General features: G+C 69.0%; 13 protein-coding genes. 7 read left to right on the top strand and 6 right to left on the bottom strand.

The annotated features are described in order from the left end of the window. The 6 genes from yidC (at position 1) to ACF073_RS26755 (ending at position 6071) form a co-directional block, all read left to right on the top strand. Positions 1-1272 carry a membrane protein insertase YidC gene (gene yidC, locus ACF073_RS26780; RefSeq protein ID WP_392073924.1) on the top strand — a complete coding sequence of 424 codons (1272 nt, stop codon included), beginning with the start codon at positions 1-3 and terminating at the stop codon, positions 1270-1272. Positions 1273-1287: 15 nt separating this feature from the next. Continuing rightward, positions 1288-1800 carry a protein jag gene (locus ACF073_RS26775; protein ID WP_392073923.1) on the top strand — a complete coding sequence of 171 codons (513 nt, stop codon included), beginning with the start codon at positions 1288-1290 and terminating at the stop codon, positions 1798-1800. A 116-nt stretch (positions 1801-1916) separates the two neighbouring features. Then, a complete protein-coding gene (gene rsmG, locus ACF073_RS26770; RefSeq protein ID WP_392073922.1) occupies positions 1917-2633 on the top strand; it encodes a 16S rRNA (guanine(527)-N(7))-methyltransferase RsmG in 717 nt (238 codons plus the stop codon). 323 nt (positions 2634-2956) lie between these two features. Then, on the top strand, positions 2957-4030 hold the full coding sequence (locus ACF073_RS26765; RefSeq protein ID WP_392074021.1) for a ParA family protein: 1074 nt from the start codon (positions 2957-2959) through the stop codon (positions 4028-4030). Beyond that, positions 4027-5127, top strand: coding sequence for a ParB/RepB/Spo0J family partition protein (locus ACF073_RS26760; protein WP_392073921.1), 1101 nt, complete (start codon positions 4027-4029; stop codon positions 5125-5127). The genes ACF073_RS26765 and ACF073_RS26760 overlap by 4 nt, the downstream gene beginning before the upstream one ends. A 326-nt stretch (positions 5128-5453) precedes the next feature. Continuing rightward, on the top strand, positions 5454-6071 hold the full coding sequence (locus tag ACF073_RS26755) for a GNAT family N-acetyltransferase (protein ID WP_392073920.1): 618 nt from the start codon (positions 5454-5456) through the stop codon (positions 6069-6071). Between the two features lie 52 nt (positions 6072-6123). Here the strand turns inward: ACF073_RS26755 and trxA are convergent, their stop codons facing one another. Further along, positions 6124-6456 carry a thioredoxin gene (gene trxA, locus ACF073_RS26750; protein WP_392073919.1) on the bottom strand — a complete coding sequence of 111 codons (333 nt, stop codon included), beginning with the start codon at positions 6454-6456 and terminating at the stop codon, positions 6124-6126. 42 nt (positions 6457-6498) lie between these two features. Next, positions 6499-7467 (bottom strand): thioredoxin-disulfide reductase, encoded by a 969-nt coding sequence (gene trxB, locus ACF073_RS26745; RefSeq protein ID WP_392073918.1) that lies wholly within the window; start codon positions 7465-7467, stop codon positions 6499-6501. Between the two features lie 218 nt (positions 7468-7685). Between trxB and ACF073_RS26740 the strand changes: the two genes are divergently transcribed. Further along, entirely contained in the window at positions 7686-8093 is a 408-nt protein-coding gene (locus ACF073_RS26740; protein WP_392073917.1) for an SH3 domain-containing protein, read from the top strand. Between the two features lie 74 nt (positions 8094-8167). On the opposite strand, the gene ACF073_RS26735 is transcribed toward ACF073_RS26740, so the two are convergent. The 4 genes from ACF073_RS26735 to murJ all read right to left on the bottom strand — a co-directional run bounded on the left by ACF073_RS26735 (position 8168) and on the right by murJ (position 13992). Further along, the gene (locus tag ACF073_RS26735; protein ID WP_392073916.1) at positions 8168-9049 is read right to left on the bottom strand and encodes a hypothetical protein; all 882 of its coding nucleotides are present in this window, start codon (positions 9047-9049) and stop codon (positions 8168-8170) included. After that, the gene (gene sigM / locus ACF073_RS26730; protein ID WP_392073915.1) at positions 9046-9771 is read right to left on the bottom strand and encodes an RNA polymerase sigma factor SigM; all 726 of its coding nucleotides are present in this window, start codon (positions 9769-9771) and stop codon (positions 9046-9048) included. Before sigM ends, ACF073_RS26735 begins: the two co-directional genes overlap by 4 nt. Before the next feature lie 26 nt (positions 9772-9797). Continuing rightward, positions 9798-11522, bottom strand: coding sequence for a protein kinase family protein (locus ACF073_RS26725; RefSeq protein WP_392073914.1), 1725 nt, complete (start codon positions 11520-11522; stop codon positions 9798-9800). A gap of 118 nt (positions 11523-11640) precedes the next feature. Then, on the bottom strand, positions 11641-13992 hold the full coding sequence (gene murJ, locus ACF073_RS26720) for a murein biosynthesis integral membrane protein MurJ (RefSeq protein ID WP_392073913.1): 2352 nt from the start codon (positions 13990-13992) through the stop codon (positions 11641-11643). Between the last annotated feature and the right edge of the window lie 24 nt (positions 13993-14016).

Raw genomic sequence — 14016 nt, 5'->3', positions numbered from 1 at the left:
GTGGACACGATTGCCAGCCTTTTCAGCTTCATCACGACACCCGTCTCATGGGTCATCGTCCAGTTCCACTCGGTGTACGGCGCCATCTTCGGCCCCAACACCGGATGGGCCTGGGGCCTGTCCATCGTGTCCCTCGTGATCCTGATCCGTATCTGCCTGATCCCGCTCTTCGTGAAGCAGATCAAGGCGACCCGGGCCATGCAGACGCTGCAGCCCGAGATGAAGAAGATCCAGGAGCGCTACAAGAACGACAAGCAGCGCCAGTCCGAAGAGATGATGAAGCTGTACAAGGAGTCGGGCACCAACCCGCTCTCCTCGTGCCTTCCCATCCTGGCGCAGTCCCCGTTCTTCTTCGCCCTGTACCACGTGCTCAACGGCATCGCGTCGGGCACGAAGATCGGCGTCATCGACGATCAGCTGCTCGAGAGCGCGCGGAACGCGCACATCTTCGGCGCCCCGCTGGCCGCCAAGTTCTTCAGCAGCGAGAGCCAGATCACCGCGCTCGGTGCCTCGCTGACCGATGTCCGCATCGTGACGGCGATCATGATCGTCATGATGTCTGCGTCGCAGTTCTACACGCAGCGCCAGCTGATGACGAAGAACGTCGACACCACGGTGAAGACGCCGTTCATGCAGCAGCAGAAGATGCTGATGTACGTCTTCCCGGTCATGTTCGCCGTCTTCGGTGTGAACTTCCCGGTCGGTGTCCTCGTCTACTGGCTGACCACCAACGTGTGGACCATGGGCCAGCAGATGTACGTCATCCGCAACAACCCGACCCCGGGTTCCAAGGCTCAGGCCGCCTACCTGGAGCGCCTGGGCAAGCACGTCACGCAGCACGGCAAGGTCCGCCGGCGCAGCGAGAAGGCCATCGTCAAGGCGATCGTCACCAAGGGCCGTGACCGCAACGAGTTCGAGCGGAAGTTCGTCAACGCTCTGAACAAGGCGGGCCTCGCCGCGCAGGCCGACGGCACCGTGGCGAAGAGCACGGCCCAGGCCGCGACGCAGACCGAGGACGGTGTGACCGACACCACCGCGGCCGCCGCCGGCCGGCGCCAGCAGCCCAAGCGCCAGAGCAAGGCTCAGCGTCAGTCCGGCGGGACCAAGCAGGCGGACGACTCCCTGTCGCTGGAGAAGTCCGACGAGCCGCAGGACGCCAAGCCCGCCGCTGCCAAGCAGCCCCAGAAGCCCGGCTCCGGCACCCGCAGCAAGGCCCAGTCCGGCCAGCGCAAGGGTGGCCCGCAGCGGCCCAAGTCCCCGTCCAAGAAGTAAGAAGGAGCCCATCCCGTGACGGAAGGCACCACCTCCGCCGCTGCCGAGGGTGCAGACACCCTCACCCGCCTGGAGCAGGAAAGTGAGATCGCGGCGGACTACCTGGAGGGTCTGCTGGACATCGCCGACCTCGACGGCGACATCGACATGGACGTCGAGGCAGACCGTGCCGCCGTGTCGATCATCAGCGACAGCGGCGGCCGCGACCTGAACAAGCTGGTCGGCCGGGACGGCGAGGTGCTGGAGGCCCTTCAGGAGCTGACGCGCCTGGCGGTCCACCGGGAGACCGGCGACCGCAGCCGGCTGATGCTGGACATCGCGGGGTACCGGGCCAAGAAGCGGACCGAGCTCTCCGAGCTGGGCGCCAAGGCCGCGGCCGAGGTGAAGAGCACCGGCGAGCCCGTGAAGATGAAGCCGATGACCCCGTTCGAGCGCAAGGTCGTGCACGACGCGGTCAAGGCCGCGGGACTGCGCAGCGAGTCCGAGGGCGAAGAGCCCCAGCGCTTCGTCGTCGTGCTGCCCGCCTGATCGGCCTCACGTTCTACCGGCCCCGTCTGTTGAGCAGGCGGGGCCGAATTTTGTCAGCCTGGTAGTTCTGGTGGCCGGTGCGCGAGGCGCCGGCGCTGTACGGAAGGACGGTCCCCGTGACGGAGGCTGCGGAGCTTCCCCCCGCGCCCGAGCAGGCGCGGGAAGTGTTTGGTGATCGCTTCGCCGATGCGGTCCGCTATGCGGAACTGCTCGCCGATGCGGGTGTGCGGCGTGGCCTGATCGGCCCGCGGGAAGTCCCCCGCCTGTGGGAGCGACATCTGCTGAACTGCGCGGTGCTCTCCGAAGCCGTTCCGGAGGGAGTGACGGTCTGCGACGTCGGCTCCGGTGCCGGGCTGCCGGGCATCCCGCTGGCCCTGGTCCGCGGCGACCTGAACATCACCCTGCTGGAGCCTCTGCTGCGGCGCACCAACTTCCTCACCGAGGTCGTCGAGCTGCTCGGCCTCGACCATGTCACCGTCGTGCGTGGCCGTGCCGAGGAGGTCATGGGCAAGCTGCCGCCGGTCCATGTGGTGACCGCGCGGGCCGTGGCTCCGCTGGACCGTCTGGCCACCTGGGGCATCCCTCTGCTGCGGCCGTACGGCGAGATGCTCGCGCTCAAGGGAGACACCGCAGAGGAGGAGCTGAAGGCCGCGGCCACGGCCCTCAGCAAGCTCGGCGCGGTGGCGACGTCCATCCTGCATGTGGGTGAGGGCGTGGTCGATCCGCTGTCCACCGTGGTGCGGGTCGAGGTCGGGGAGAGCCCGGGCGGTGTGCGGTTCGCCGCGAAGCGTGCCAAGGCGGCTCGTACCGGCCGAGTCCGTCGTCGACGGTGAGTCGCTGGACGGGCGTCGCTGATCCGTCCTGACGACGAGACGTACTCCACACAAGCTTCCAAAACTACGCAAGCCGGAGTGTCGCGAAGGTCCGGTCGCAGCCGCTGTGCATCGTGTTTCACGTGAAACGTCGCTCACTGCTGCACGGCATCATCAGTCGTGGCCGCGCTGCGGCCGAACCTCGCGACCGGAAGCCTCTCGGTTCGCTGGGAGAGGATCGCGTTTTTCCGGCTCCGCCGTCCCCCTCAAGAGGCACGGAGTTGTCCACAGAGGTGGATTTCTCCACAGAACAACAGGCCTCACTGGTTCACGACCCCGAAGACATGGGAGGCTCTGTTCATTGCGAGCCTGAAGTCGAGGAGAGTGAATCCTTGCGGTCCGACGCCAACATCGCGGGACCGATGACCGATCCGGTCCCCGGTCCCCGTACCGAGTCGATGGGGGCGGATGTTTCACGTGAAACACCGCCTCCGATGGACGACACTCCCATCGGTCGTGCGGCCCAACTGGCGGTGGAGGCTCTCGGCCGCGCCGGCGAAGGTCTGCCACGACCGGAGCAGACCCGAGTCATCGTGGTCGCCAACCAGAAGGGTGGCGTGGGCAAGACGACGACGACCGTCAATCTTGCCGCTTCGCTGGCTCTGCACGGTGCCCGCGTCCTGGTCGTGGACCTCGACCCCCAGGGCAACGCATCCACGGCCCTCGGGATCGACCACCACGCGGAAGTGCCCTCCATCTACGACGTACTGGTGGAGAGCAAGCCTCTCGCCGAGGTCGTCCAGCCCGTCTCCGACGTCGAAGGTCTCTTCTGCGCCCCCGCCACCATCGATCTCGCCGGTGCGGAGATCGAGCTGGTGTCCCTGGTGGCCCGGGAGAGCCGGCTGCAGCGGGCCATTCAGGCATACGAGCAGCCGCTGGACTACATCCTCATCGACTGCCCGCCCTCGCTCGGCCTGCTGACGGTCAACGCGCTCGTCGCGGGCGCCGAGGTACTCATCCCGATCCAGTGCGAGTACTACGCGCTGGAGGGCCTCGGTCAGCTTCTGCGCAACGTCGACCTGGTGCGGGGCCACCTCAACCCCCACCTTCATGTGTCGACCATCCTGCTCACCATGTACGACGGCCGGACGCGTCTTGCCTCCCAGGTCGCGGAAGAGGTGCGCAGTCACTTCGGCGGCGAGGTGCTGCGGACGAGCATTCCCCGCTCCGTCCGTATCTCCGAGGCGCCGAGCTACGGACAGACGGTGCTGACTTACGATCCAGGATCGAGCGGCGCCCTCTCGTATCTTGAGGCGGCCCGAGAAATCGCGCTGAAGGGCATTGGCATCAGCTACGACGCGAGCCAGGCCCATATCGGCGCTCAGAACGACCCAAGCATGGTGGAGGGGATCCAGTGAGTGAGCGACGGAGGGGTCTGGGCCGTGGTCTCGGCGCACTGATTCCCGCTGCCCCGACCGAGAAGACTCCGGCTCCGACGACGATGGGGGGCGGAGCATCCATCTCCCCCGGAGCCGTCCCGGTGCTGACGACCGACCGTGGCGTGGCCGCGGCCAAGGTGGCCACGCTGCCGCCCGTGGTCCAGGAAGCCGAGGTGGTACCGGTCAGCCCGGCCGCCGAGGCGCCCGCGCCTCCGATGGGTGCCCACTTCGCCGAGATCCCGCTCGACGACATCACGCCGAACCCGCGTCAGCCGCGTGAGATCTTCGACGAGGACGCCCTCCAGGAGCTGGTCACCTCCATCCAGGAGGTCGGTCTTCTGCAGCCTGTCGTGGTGCGGCAGCTGGGACCCGCCCGCTATGAGCTGATCATGGGCGAGCGGCGGTGGCGTGCCTGTCGCGAGGCCGGCCTGGACGCCATCCCGGCCATCGTCCGGGCCACGGACGACGAGAAGCTTCTCCTGGACGCGCTGCTGGAGAACCTGCACCGCGCGCAGCTGAACCCGATCGAAGAGGCGGCTGCCTACGACCAGCTGCTGAAGGACTTCAACTGCACGCACGACCAGCTGGCCGACCGCATCGGGCGGTCCCGGCCGCAGGTCTCCAACACCCTGCGTCTGCTGAAGCTGTCCCCGACCGTCCAGAAGAGGGTGGCCGCCGGGGTGCTCTCGGCCGGCCATGCCCGCGCTCTGCTGGCCGTCGAGGACTCCGAGGAGCAGGACCGCCTGGCGCACCGGATCGTGGCCGAGGGGCTGTCGGTGCGGTCCGTGGAAGAGATCGTGACCCTCATGGGCTCACGGCCGCAGAAGTCCTCGCGCGCCCGGGGCCCCCGGGCCGGTTCCGTGCCTTCGCCGGCGCTGAACGAGCTGGCCACGCGGCTCTCGGACCGCTTCGAGACCCGGGTGAAGGTCGAGCTGGGGCAGAAGAAGGGCAAGATCACCGTCGAGTTCGCCTCCCCGGACGATCTCGAAAGGATCCTCAGCACGCTCGCTCCCGGCGAGAAGCTGGCCCTGCAGAAGAGCCTCCAGGACATCGAGGGCGAGGAACTGGAGGACTGATCCTCGGGCGATACCGCCCGTTGGTCCAGCAAGAGCGGGCCGTGTCCGGTGTGTACCGGAACACGGTCCGCTCTTTGCTTTGAGGCGGTATCGAGTGAATCCCATCGTGGATACGATGCGATCAGGTATGGCACATCCACTGGGCAGCATCTGCATCTGTGAGTGGGGAGACGGGGAGCCATGCGATCGATGAGCCGCACCGGACTGGTGAGTGCCTGCCTGAGCCTCGGAGCGGTCGGCGGATTCGTCGGCGGCCTGCTCAGGGAACGGAGCGCTCTGACAGCCGCTCGCGATGCGGCGGCCGAAGGAAGCGAGGATCAGCCTTCATGGGGCGTCGGCTCGTGCCGCTCACGCTGGACAACCTTCAGGACCTCCCCCACCGTTGTCGCTCGTGCGTCTTCTGGGAACTGGACCCTGTCAGCGGCGAAGCGGCGGTGAAGGCGGGCACCACCGCGCGGGAGAAGGAAGGCTGGATCTCCGCCGTCCTGCTGGACTGGGGGTCATGCGGCCGGGTGGTGTACGTCGATGACGTACCGGCGGGCTTTGTGCTCTACGCTCCGCCGGCCTATGTGCCTCGCTCGACGGCCTTCCCCACGAGCCCGGTCTCGCCGGACGCGGTCCAGCTGATGACGGCGTTCATCATGCCCGGCTATCAGGGACAGGGACTGGGTCGCGTGCTGGTCCAGGCGGTGGCCAAGGACCTGCTGCGCCGGGGATTCAAGGCGATCGAGGCGTTCGGTGACGCCCGTTGGGAGAGGCCCGCCTGTCTGCTGCCCGCCGACCATCTGCTCGCCGTGGGCTTCAAGACGGTCCGGCAGCACCCCGTGCATCCCCGGCTGCGGCTGGAGCTGCGCTCCACGCTGTCCTGGAAGGAAGACGTGGAGATGGCCCTCGACCGGCTCCTGGGCGCGGTCCAGAAAGAGCCTGTGCTGAGACCGCTCTAACTAAAGGGCCGACCCCCGAAGGGGTCGGCCCTTTCATGTTTCACGTGAAACATCACTCGGCGATGAACTCTTCGAGGTCACGGAGGAGCGCGGCCTTGGGCTTGGCGCCGACGATGGTCTTGGCAACCTCGCCGCCCTGGTAGACGTTCAGGGTCGGGATGGACATGACGCCGTACTTGGCGGCGGTGTCCGGGTTCTCGTCAATGTTGATCTTGACGATCTCGAGCTTGTCGGCGTGCTCGGCGGCGATCTGCTCCAGGGCCGGGGCGATCTGGCGGCACGGGCCGCACCAAGCCGCCCAGAAGTCCACGAGGACAGGCTTCTCGTTCTTGAGGACTTCCTGGTCGAAGTCGGCGTCGGTCACAATCTTCAGGTTGCCGGCCACGGTGGGCTCCTTATGCGGTGGGGCGGGGGGAGAGGGAGAAGGTCAGACGGCGGTCTTCTCGGGCTCCGCCTGCTCCTCGTCCGCCAGAGCGGCGAGGAAGCGCTCGGCGTCCAGAGCGGCGGAGCAGCCGGTGCCGGCCGCAGTGATCGCCTGACGGTAGGTGTGGTCGACCACGTCGCCGGCGGCGAAGACACCGGTCACGTTGGTGCGGGTGGACGGAGCGGCGACCTTGAGGTAGCCCTCCCCGTCCAGATCCAGCTGGCCCTTGAACAGCTCGGTGCGCGGGTCGTGGCCGATCGCGATGAACAGACCCGTCACGGGCAGCTCGGACAGCTCGCCGGTCTTGACGTTGCGCAGCTGCAGCCCGGAGAGCTTCTGGTCGCCCTGGACCGCCGCGACCTCGCTGTCCCAGACGAACTTGATCTTCGGGTCGTTGAAGGCGCGCTCCTGCATCGCCTTGGAGGCGCGCAGGGTGTTCCGGCGGTGGACGATCGTCACGGACTTGGCGAAGCGCGAGAGGAAGGTGGCCTCCTCCATCGCGGTGTCGCCACCGCCGATCACGGCGATGTCCTGGTCCTTGAAGAAGAACCCGTCACAGGTGGCGCACCACGAGACACCACGGCCGGAGAGCGCGTCCTCGTTCGGCAGGCCCAGCTTGCGGTGCTGAGAGCCGGTGGTGACGATGACGGCCTTGGCCCGGTGGACCGTGCCCGCGGTGTCGGTGACGGTCTTGATCTCGCCGGTCAGGTCGACGGAGACGATGTCGTCCGGGATCAGCTCGGCACCGAAGCGCTCGGCCTGGGCGCGCATGTTGTCCATGAGATCGGGGCCCATGATGCCGTCACGGAAGCCCGGGAAGTTCTCCACCTCGGTGGTGTTCATCAGCGCACCTCCCGCGGTCACGGCGCCTTCGAACACCAGGGGCTTCAGCGAAGCACGGGCGGTGTACAGCGCCGCCGTGTAGCCTGCGGGCCCGGAGCCGATGATGATCACGTTACGGACGTCGCTCACGGCTTGATTCCTCGTCTCTGGTCTGCTTCGGTCGACCGGGGGAAAGTCCCTTTCGGGACTCTCACCCCACCCAACGGATCCTACGGGGCGCGCATTCCCGGTGTGTCCGGGCACACGCACCCGTCGAAACGACTGTCGGAGCGGGGCGGCACGCTGGTGAGCCCGGCAGGGGCGGCCGGTCCGCACACCAAGATCATTCTTGTCTTACAATGGCAAATGTGTTCGAAATGAACCATGACCATGTAGGGGGAAGAATGCGATTCCGTCAGATGGGATCGGCGGCCGCGCTCGCTGCCGTGGTGGCCAGCAGTTCGCTCGTGTTCGCGGCCACGTCCGCGTCCGCGGCTCCTGCGCCGCGGGCGAACCAGGTGGCTGCCGCCAAGACCTGCCACATCACCAACATCTCCGGTGAGACGCTCAACGTGCGGGGCGGGGCGGGGACGAAGTATTCGGTCGTCGGCACCATCGCCGTCCGTGGCAAGGTGCCGTGCGGCAGCCTGGGTGAGGGCTCGGTCCGCGGCCAGAAGTACACGGCCTGCGGGGCAACGGATTCCGACTGGAAGACCGTCCGGATCGGCGGCCGTGACGGCTGGGTGGCGGCGGAGTGCGTCGCCCTCAGCATCTGAGTATCTGAGGTGAGAGGCCACGAGGCTCGCGGCTCGTGGCCTCTTGTTGTCGGCAGCCCCTCGGCCAAGCACCTTCAGGAGCGGGGGTAGGACTCCTTCAGGAGAACAGTGCCCGAAGCCGGGGAAGACTGACCGGTGCAGGCCGCGTCGACGACATAGGCCGTGACCCGGCTGCTGTCGCGAGTGTCGGGCACGACGATGAGGTAGGCGCTCTTACCGCCGTAGGTGCCCACCTTCGACGCCAGGGCGCGGTCGCTGCGGGGGATGACCCGCCGGACACAGTCGGGTACCGCGACCGCGGTCTGCATCAGCGTGTTGGCGTTCTCCGTGGCCTCTGGCGTGTCCCCTCCGGTGCCGGCGCCGGAGCGTGGCCGCTGACCGGTGTCTCCGCGCTTGGTGTCCTCGCCTGCGGCCAGCAGGTCCCGCACCTGGCTCTGCACACTGACACCGGAGAAGGCGCTGCTGGCCGGACTCGGCTTGCTGTGAGCCGTCGTGGTCGACGTCCCACTGCCGATCGCCTGGACGACCAGCGCCCCGGCCCCCAGTACGGCCGCGGTCAGAACACCGCCCAGGACAACGGTCCTGCGACGGCTGCGTCCGCTCTTCTTCCGGCCGGGTCCGGTTGCCCCCTGCGGGCGCCCGGCAGGGCGAGGGGCCGTCACCGGTGTTTCACGTGAAACATGACCGCGGTCGCCGTGGGAGTCGCCCGGCGGCGCCTCGGCGGCCAGAGCGGCATCGACACGAGCGGCCACATCGGCCGGCATGGGCTCCGCTTCGAGGCCGGATCCCAGCAGGCCGCGGATCTCCTCCAACGAGGCATGGACGTCCGCGCACGATGCGCACGAGTCGAGGTGCTGTCGTACGTCCCTGCTGCGGTCCGTGGAGAGAAGGCCTTCGGTGAGATCGGCGATCTCCTCGACGTCCGGGTGCCCGGCCGTGTCTGTCGTGGCAGTCACGCTCGTCCACCTCCGCCCTTCACTACGGCTGAATCGCTCGGTCCGGCGTTCTCACGGTCCTCTCCAGGAGATGCCGCTGCTGGTGGGACGGATGTCCTCTCCACCCGGTTCCGTCCCGCGGCGGGTTCTTTTCTGTCCCCGGAACCATCGGGTCGCAGGTGGGCCAGCAGGGGCAGCAGCCGCGCCCTGCCCCGGGCGCACCGGCTCTTCACCGTGCCCGTCGGTACATCGAGGATCCGGGCGGCCTCGGCCACCGGATAGGCCTGCATGTCCACAAGGACCAGGGCGGCGCGCTGCTCGTACGGCAGGGTGCCGAGGGCTTCGAGGAGCTGGCGGTGCACATCGTTGCGCTCGGCCGGCGCCGAGGCCGCCTCGTGCGGCTCGATGAGCTGCTCCAGCCGCTCCGCGTCATCGACCGGTGAGGTCTTGCGGGAGGCTGCCTTGCGGGCCCGGTCCAGGCAGGCGTTCACCGTGATCCGGTGCAGCCACGTGGTGACGGCCGACTGGCCTCGGAAGGTATGGGCGGCCCGGTAGGCGGACACCAGGGCGTCCTGGACCGCGTCAGCGGCCTCCTCACGATCCCCCAGCGTCCGCAGGGCGACCGCCCAGAGGCGATCCCGATGCCGACGCACGATCTCACCGAAGGCATGCGGGTCGCCTTCCGCGTGGCGAGCGAGCAGGTCCTTGTCGCTCACGCCGTCGTATCCGGCGCCCTCCGTCATCTGCCCCCTCCGGTCCGGGTGAGACGTCAGCCCGTGAACTTCACTTCGCCGATGGCCTGCTTCCACCCGGCACTGGCGTACAGGGTGGAGTCGTACCCCGAATTCGGCACGGCTGTCAGCCAGACGAGAACGTACTGCGTCTTGACCGGCTTGGTGACCTTCACGGTCGCCTTCGTGCCGGTCGTCGTGGCCTGGCCGATCTTGTCCATCGAGTCCAGCGACGCCGGCGTCAGCGAGTCCGCGGCGTACAGCTCGACCGTCGTGTGGTCACCGGCCCAGCGCAGGTCGATGGTGGCCGTGCTGAGCTTCTTGGCCGAGCCGAGGTCGTACACGATGCCCACGCCAGGCTTGATGGACGTGATCGTCGGACCCTGCTTGAAGCTCTTGGTCTTCCAGTACGTCGACGCGTCGCCGTCGTAGGTCTTGGGTTCGGCACCGGAGTTCTGGGGGTCGCCCTCGGCGACGAACTCCTGACCGTTGCGAATGGCTATCGGCTTCGGCTTCGCGTCGGGCTTCGCGGCGTTCTTGTCCCCGTCGTCCGTCTGGCCCTTGTGGGTGTCGTCCGACTTGCCGCTCCGGTCCATCAGGGCGTCGGCGAGCTGCCAGCTGCCCAGACCGAGGGCGGCGATGAGCAGCGCCGACACCGCCCACTTCAGCGCCTTGCCGGTGCGGCTCTGCAGCGGGGGCGGCGGGGCCGCGATCGGCTGGGCGGCCCCGGCACGGGGCGCCTGGCGGCCGTACGTGCCCTGCTGGTAGGTCGTGCGCTGGTACTCCGGCGGGGCCGTGAAGGCCGGCTCCGGCGGGCGGATGCGCGGCATCTCGCCGATCGCCTTCACCAGCTCCTCCGGCGTGGTGCAGGGAGCCTCGTGACGGGATGCCGTGGCGCCGTCGTTGACGAGGGCGCGCATGGCCAGCTCGGACAGGCCGCGGTGCACACCGGCCCGCACCTGGTCAGGGGCGATGAGGCCGATGGTCTTGGGGAGGCCGGACAGGCCGTAGGCGTCGCTCTCGTACGGCCAGCGCTGGGTCAGCGCCGCGTACAGCAGGGCGCCGATCGCCTCGGTGTCGGCACGCTGCGGGGTGTCGGAGGTGATGCCCCGCAGTGCCGCGTTCACGGCGAGGCCGCGGATGCGCCACTGGCCGGTGGAGGCGCGCAGCACGGCGTTCGGGTTCAGCCGCAGATGGGCGAGCCCTTCCCGGTGCGCGGCGGCCATGGCCGAGGCGATCTGACTGACCATCTGGTAGGCGTCGTGCGGCTCCAGCGGGCCGCCGGTGAGCAGGGTGGACAGCTCGGTGGCGTCGGGCAGCCATTCGTGGACGACGTAGACGAGGTCGTTCTCCTCGACGGCGTCGAGGACCTGGACGAACCGCGGATCGCCGAGCAGCGCCGAGGAACGGGCGGCGGCGAGGACGGAACGGGCCCGGGCGTGGTCCGCGGGCAGCACATGGACGCCGACGGCACGACGGAGTTTCTCGTCGACCGCACGCCAACTGCTGAATCCGTCCAGACGGGTGAGGCACTCCTCCAGCCGGTAGCGCCTGGCGAGCTTGTGACCGCTGTGCAGTTCTGGAGGTGAGGCCTTCCGTGCGGGCCCTTCGGTTGCGCCGCTCCCCTGTGCCTGGTCGCTGTCCGTGTCCCGCTCCGGGTTCTTGGCCACCCCGTCGGCCGTGGACTGGTCCGCCTTGGCGGTCAGCGGCTGCTCGCCGCTGTTGTCTGCCACGTCGACGGCAGCCGTGCTCCGTTCCGCCACCGTCGTCCCTGCCTCCCCATCCGTTGCACGCTGTCCGACGCCGAAACCAATTGTGCCCACAGTCTGCCGCTATGCACGACACACGACGGCGGACGATGGTTGTGCGCCTACCCCCGCCTCATCGCCCCAGACGCCCGCGGACCATTCCCACGAGCGAGTTGAGTTCCTCGATGCGCATCCTGCGGGCGGCCACGAAGAAGACACCGAAGAGGACGGCACCGCCGACGAGCAGCGCGGCGAAGGATCCGACGACGCCCTGGCCGAGGGTGTGCCCGATGCCGTAGCAGGCCGCGCCGCTGAGCAGGGCCGCCGGCACGGAGGCGAGGCCCAGCCGCGCGTACGTGCGCATCACCCGGGAGCCGTCCAGGTCCCCGCCCAGGCGCTTGCGCAGCCGGCGCCAGGCGACGCCCACGCCGATGGCGTAGGCGAGGCCGTAGGCGGCGGCCATGCCGACGACCGCCCAGCGGGCCGGCAGCAGGAAGTAGCACAGCGCCGCGGCACCGGCGTTGACCGCGGCCACGATGACCGTGTTGTAGAACGGCGTGCGGGTGTCCTCGTAGGCGTAGAAGGCACGCAGGACGACATACTGCACGGAGTACGGGATCAGGCCGAGGGCGAAGGCCATCAGCATGTAGCCCATGTTGACGGCCGAGCTGGTGCCGGCGGAGCCGAAGACCAGCGTGCACATCGGGATGCCGAGCGAGATGAAGCCGAAGGCGATGGGCACGATGGCGACCGCGGTGGTGCGCAGGCCCTGGGAGATGTCGTCGCGGACGGCACCCGAGTCGCCCTCGGCGGCGGAGCGGGAGATCCGGGGCAGCAGGGCGGCCATCAGGGACACGGTGATGATGGCCTGCGGCAGGCCCCAGATCAGCTGGGCGTTGGCGTAGGCGGCGAAGCTGGTGCCCGAGACGCCGGAATCCTTGCCCGCGGCGATGGACAGCTGGGTCACCACCAGGGCGCCCGCCTGGTTGGCGAGGACGAACAGGACCGTCCACTTGGCCAGCATCGCGGCCTTGCCCAGGCCGTGGCCCTTCCAGTCGAAGCGCAGCCTGATCCGGAAGCCGGTCTCGCGCAGATAGGGGATCATCGCCAGCGCCTGGACGACCAGGCCCAGCAGTACGCCGACGCCGAGCAGCCGCTGGCCCTCCAGCGGGATGGTTTCGACCTTCAGGTGGGAGTCGGCGGCGGTGCCGTACACCCAGATGAACATGCCGAGCGTCACGATGATGACGATGTTGTTCAGGACCGGGGTCCACATCATCGCGCCGAACTTCCCGCGCGCGTTGAGGATCTGGCCCATCACCACATGGACGCCCATGAAGAAGATCGAGGGCAGGAAGTAGCGGGTGAAGGTGACCGCGACCTCGTTCGCCGCCGGGTTGTTGGCCACGGGGTTGGCCAGCGCCCGCACCAGCAGTGGCGCGCCGAGCATGGCGAGCCCGGTCAGCGCGGCCAGGGCCACCATCACCAGGGTCAGCAGCCGGTTGGCGAACGCCTCGCCGCCGTCCTCGTCCTCCTTCATGGAGCGCACCAGCTGCGGTACGAACACGGAGTTCAGGCCGCCGCCGACGGTGAGGATGTAGATCATGGTCGGCAGCTGGTAGGCCACCTGGAAGGAGTCGGCGAGGAAGCCGAGGCCCAGCGCGGCGGCGATCAGCGCGGAGCGGACGAAACCGGTGAGCCGGGAGACCAGCGTGCCCGCCGCCATGACCGCACTGGACTTCAGCAGCCCGCCGGCTTTGCCGCCCTTCTTGGCGGGAGCGTCACCGGCCGTGGCGGTCTCCGGCGCGAAGGCCGCCTGCGGGCCGGAGGGCTCCGGAGCGGCGGCCGGCGACGGCACCGGGGACTGAGCCGGGTGCCCGGCGGCCAGCGGGCCCGCCTGGTACGCGGCACCGGCGTAGGGGCCCTGCTGCGGGTTCTGGCCGTACGGCTGCTGGTAGGGGCCGGCGAGGCCGTGGCCGCCGCCCGGCGCGACGGCCGGGGGGTCCATGGGCGCGGGCCCGCTGCTCTGCTGCTGGTCCTTGAAGAGATGAGCGAAGGCGTCCGGCTCGTGGTACTCCTCGCCGGAGTGCGAGACCAGGTCGTCCACACCCACGAACTGGGTGGTGCGCGGGTCGTCGCCGTAGGGCAGGTACGGGGCGGGAGCGCCCGGCTCCGGCGCGGGGGTCTGCGCCCACACCTGAGGGTCGGGGGCGTAGGGGGACTGGGCGGGCGGAGCGTAGAGCGGCTGCTGCGGGTCGTACGTGCCCGGGGGCGGCGGCGGGTGCGCGGCACGGTCGTACAGCGCCTCGGCGACCGGGTCCTGGGCCGCGAGATCCTGCGCCCGGTACGGGTCCTCCGCGTAGGCGTCCTGGAGATACATGTCCGCCGCGTGCTGCGGCGGCACCTGGCCGGGCTCGGGCGGCGGCTCGGGGTAGCCCGAGCCTGCCGCGCCCTGACCACGGTCACCGTCGTACGGCGCGTTCATGCTTACCCCACCTCATCGTCCCGG

It is taken from the genome of Streptomyces sp. NPDC015171, assembly GCF_043079545.1.
In the GTDB taxonomy this organism is placed as follows: domain Bacteria; phylum Actinomycetota; class Actinomycetes; order Streptomycetales; family Streptomycetaceae; genus Streptomyces.
Note: the sequence above shows the minus strand (reverse complement) of the source record. Positions and strands in the feature narration are given on the sequence as shown.

Bases quoted from the DNA above. Each gene is read 5' to 3' on its own strand.
- ACF073_RS26765 (WP_392074021.1), top strand. From the start codon at position 2,957: ATGGGAGGCTCTGTTCATTGCGAGCCTGAAGTCGAGGAGAGTGAATCC.
- ACF073_RS26755 (WP_392073920.1), top strand. From the start codon at position 5,454: ATGGGGCGTCGGCTCGTGCCGCTCACGCTGGACAACCTTCAGGACCTC.
- sigM (WP_392073915.1), bottom strand. From the start codon at position 9,771: ATGACGGAGGGCGCCGGATACGACGGCGTGAGCGACAAGGACCTGCTC.
- murJ (WP_392073913.1), bottom strand. From the start codon at position 13,992: ATGAACGCGCCGTACGACGGTGACCGTGGTCAGGGCGCGGCAGGCTCG.